Below are 4,071 nucleotides of genomic sequence, written 5' to 3' on the forward strand. Positions count from 1 at the left end.
GGCGTCGAACCGACCCGGCCACCTTGATCGGAAACCAGGCCGGTCAACGCATCGAAACCCCATGTGCGGAAGACAGATCTAGGACGGTCGGGTCGAAGCCGGCGAGGAAGTCGTCGGTGTACTCGTCGGTGATCAGCCCACAGGAGATCATCGCGTTCCACTCGCCGATGCTGTGGCCGCCGACGAGGTCCGGGGTGATCCCGAGCCGCCGCAGCGCCACATCGAGGATCCGGCCGACCTCAACGCTCGCGACGCCATGCCGGCCGAGCATCCCGGTGTCGTCGAGGGCCGGCTTCGTCAGCCCGAAATGTTCGCAGACGTCGTCGATCCGCGGGGTGAACTTGTCCTCCAGGCCGCAGAACAGGAAGGCGGTCTGCGCCGGGGAGTCCCCACCCGGCCGCGCGGGGACGAACATCCCCGCCGGGGTGAACCACAGGTCGTTGCGTCCCCGCCAGGGGGTGCCGCGCTCGACGACGGTGCGGGCGAGCGCCAGCCGACGGGCGGTCGGCGCGACCAGGGCCAGCCGCCACGGCCCACCGGTCGGCGGGGCCGCGGCGTCGTCGCGGGCGAGCAGTTCCGCGTCCGGGACGTCGAGCTGGGCCAGCAGGTCAGCCGCGTCGGCCCCGGCGAACAGCAGCACCGGTTCGGCGTCCGGATCGACGTCCGGGTCGGCCGCCCGGTCCACCGTGGTCACCGCCGGGGCGGCGAACGTACGGGCCGCCGTCACCGCCGCAGGTGCCGGCGCCTCCTCCAGCACCAGATGGGCGTTGATGCCGCCGAACCCGAAGGCGTTGACCCCCGCTCGGCGGGGACCGCCGCCGGCCAGGGTGTCCCACTCGACGGCGGCGCGCACCGGCGCGAACCGGCTGCCCGCGAACGCCGGATGCGGCTCGTCGCAGTGCAGCGTGGGCGGCAGGACCCGGTGGTGCAGCGCCAGCGCGGTCTTGATCAGAGCGGCCGCGCCCGCGGCCGGCATCGCGTGACCGATCATGGACTGGACGGAACCGATCCCGATGTCCGCCCGCCCCGGCCCGGCCGGCCCGGCCGGCGCGGTGCCGAAGATCCGGCCGAGGGTGGCGAGCTCCACAGCGTCGCCAGTGGGGGTGGCCGTGCCGTGCACCTCGACGAGGCCGATCGCACCCGGCGCCGTCGGGTCGAGCCCGGCATCCGCCCAGGCCCGGCGGACGGCGAGCGTCTGGCCTTCGACCACCGGGGCCATCAGCGAGGCGGACCGGCCGTCACTGGACGTGCTCGATCCCCGCAGCACCGCGTAGATCCGGTCGCCGTCGCGCTCGGCGTCGGCGAGCCGCTTGAGGACGACCATACCGACGCCCTCGCCGATGAGGATGCCGTCGGCCCGCCGGTCGAAGGGACGGATGATCTCACTCGGGGACAACGCCCGCAGCAGGGTGAAGACGCTCCAGAACGACGCCTCGTGCACGATGTGGGCGCCACCTACAATCATCGCGTCGGTCCGGCCGGACCCGAGGTCGCGCATCGCCATGTCGACGGCGATGAGCGATGACGCGCAGGCCCCGTCCACGGTGTAGGCGGGCCCGCGCAGGTCGAGCCGGTTGGCGATGCGGGAGGCGGCGAGGTTCGGCACCAGCCCGATGGACGCCTCGGGGCGCTGCGGTCCGAGCTGGGCGACGAACGCCTCCCGGACCCGTTCGACGGCCTCGGCCGGCAGGTCGGGCAGGATCTCGCGCAGCGTCGTGACAATCTGGCGGGAGGTGCGCACCCGCTGTTCGAGCTTGGCGACCCCGGGACCGACGTAGCCGCCGCGGCCGAGCACCACCCCGACACGCTCGGCGTCCCCCAGCCGCTCGGGACCGCCGGCGTCCGTGATCGCCGCGGCGGCGAGCCGCAGGGACAGCAACTGGTCGGGTTCGGTCCAGTCGACGGCGAGCGGCATGATGCCGAACGCGGCCGGGTCGAACGACGCGAACTCCTCGACGAAACCGCCACGCCGGCAGTAAAAGGCGTCGCCCGCACCGCCCGCACCGCCCGGTCCACCCGCACCGCCCGGTCCGGCGCCGGGACGGTCACCGCGGGGCGGGTCGGGGCGGAACAGGTCGGGGCGGAAGTAGTCGTCGACGTCGAAACGCTCCGGCGACACCTCCCGGATCGCGTCGACGCCCCCGACGATGTTGCCCCAGAAGGTGCCGAGGTCGCCGGCGCCGGGGAACAGCGCCGCCATCCCGACCAGGGCGATGGGTGGGGCGCCGCCCCCGGGCGCAGGCCGGGATCCCGACGCCGACCGCCCCCCCGGCCCGGCACCGGGCTCAGGCATCGAACGACTCCACCGAGGCGCACATGTAGACGACCTGCGCGGGCGTGCCCGCCGGAGCGGCCAGCTCCCGCAGCAGGGCGGCCACCCCGTCGGCGGGATCGATCAGGCCGATGCCACGGCGCGCGTACTCCCGGGCAAGCTCCGGGGAGACCATCCCACCACCGGCCACACCGGCCGCACCGGCCACCGCGCCCCCGGCCACCGCGGGGGCCGGTCCGCCGGCCCGTGCCACGAAGTCCCGCGCCGATCCCCAGGGACCCCAGTCGACACTGACCACCCGGCCGGCGAAGCGGCCCGCACAGGCACCGGCGAGCGTGTCCAGGGCGTCGTTCGCGGCGGCGTAGTCGACCTGGCCGCGGTTGCCGAAGACGCCCGCGACACTCCCGAACAGGGCGACGAAGCCGACGTCGTCCCGCAGCGCCGCCAGCAGCGCCCGGGCACCCTCGATCTTCGTTCGGTACACCTGGTCGAACGACTCGGGCGTCTTATCCCGCAGGAGCCGGTCCGCCAGGATGCCCGCGCCGTGCACCACGCCGTCGAGGCGACCGTGGCGGGCGTAGACGTCGGCCACGACCAAGGCAACAGCGGCACCGTCACGCACGTCCACCGCGTGGTAACGCACCGACGAGGCCAGCCGGCCAAGAACCTCCAGCGTGGTGCGCACCTCCCGCTCGGCGAGCAACCGGGCGACCTGGGACTCGATCTCGGCCGGCCGGCGGACGCCGGTGGCGACGAGCGCGCGGCGCAGCGCCGGGGCGTCGAGCGCATCCGCCATCACCGGATCCTCCGGTCCGGTGGGCGGTGGGGTGCGCCCGATCAACTCGATGGCGCAGCCGCTGCGCCGGGCGAGCTCCACGGCGACGGCCGCCGTGATACCCTGCGCGCCACCGGTGAGCAGCACCACCGAGGAGGGGCCGAGCCCGGCGGGCAGTTCGCCTGCGTAGCCCGCCGCACCCACGTCGCCGACTTCGCCGACTTCGCCCGCGACGCCCAGCTCCACCGGCCGGATCCGCGGGGTCGCGCGGACCCCGTCACGGTAGCCCACCACGGACGGCCCGCCGGGGGTGAGCAGCTCGACGAGCAGGCTCTCGGCGATCCGACGCGGTTCGTCCTTCGGTTCGACGTCGACGAGGCGGACCGCGATGTTGGGAACCTCCCAGGCGATCGTGCGCACCGGGCCGGCGAGGCCCATCCCCGGGGTCAGCTGGATCCCCTCGTCCCCGGCGTCGCCCGGGGCGAGCGCCCCGGTGCCGTGAGGCGACGGGCGACCGAAGCGCCCGCCGTGCCCGGTCGCGACGAGCATCCGCCGGCTGCCGCCGAGAGCCGCGGCCCGCAGTGCCGCGAACGCGGCGGGAAGAACGGCGTGGTCGCCGGCGCCGGGATCGATCGAGGCGATCCACACCAGGCCGTCCGCGCCGGCGCCGGCTCGAATCTGGCCGACCAGGCCCCGGTCGTCGGCGGCGAGGATGCGGGCCTCGGCACCCGCCTGCTCCAGCAACGTGGCGAGCTCGAGTCCGACCCCGAGACCGCCCTCGACGAGAAGGAAGCGGGCCCCGGCCAGCGACCCGGCCCGCCCGACCGGCTCCGGGGCCGAGGGCACGGGGACGATCTCCGGTTCGACGACGAACCGCCGTAGCGGGATCGCGGCTGTCGAGCCGGCTCCCCGGACTTCGCGACTCCGGCGGACCGACCGGACCCGGCGGGCTCAGCCGGTTCGGTCGCGCCGACGGCATCCGGATCCACCGACGCGACGATCCAGTCGACGATGCCGCGGACAG

1 protein-coding gene and 1 pseudogene are annotated in these 4,071 nt (G+C 74.9%); both read right to left on the reverse strand.

The genetic code is table 11. From position 1 onward, the window contains the following. Positions 1–73: 73 nt before the first annotated feature. A pseudogene (locus AC08OQ_RS18115) lies at positions 74–2,293 on the reverse strand (beta-ketoacyl [acyl carrier protein] synthase domain-containing protein); the annotation flags it as partial. Continuing rightward, the gene (locus AC08OQ_RS18120; protein WP_476602201.1) at positions 2,286–3,893 is read right to left on the reverse strand and encodes an SDR family NAD(P)-dependent oxidoreductase; all 1,608 of its coding nucleotides are present in this window, start codon (positions 3,891–3,893) and stop codon (positions 2,286–2,288) included. The gene AC08OQ_RS18120 and the pseudogene AC08OQ_RS18115, both read right to left, overlap by 8 nt. Between the last annotated feature and the right edge of the window lie 178 nt (positions 3,894–4,071).

The sequence above is a fragment of the Frankia sp. CcCS3 genome (assembly GCF_977927575.1).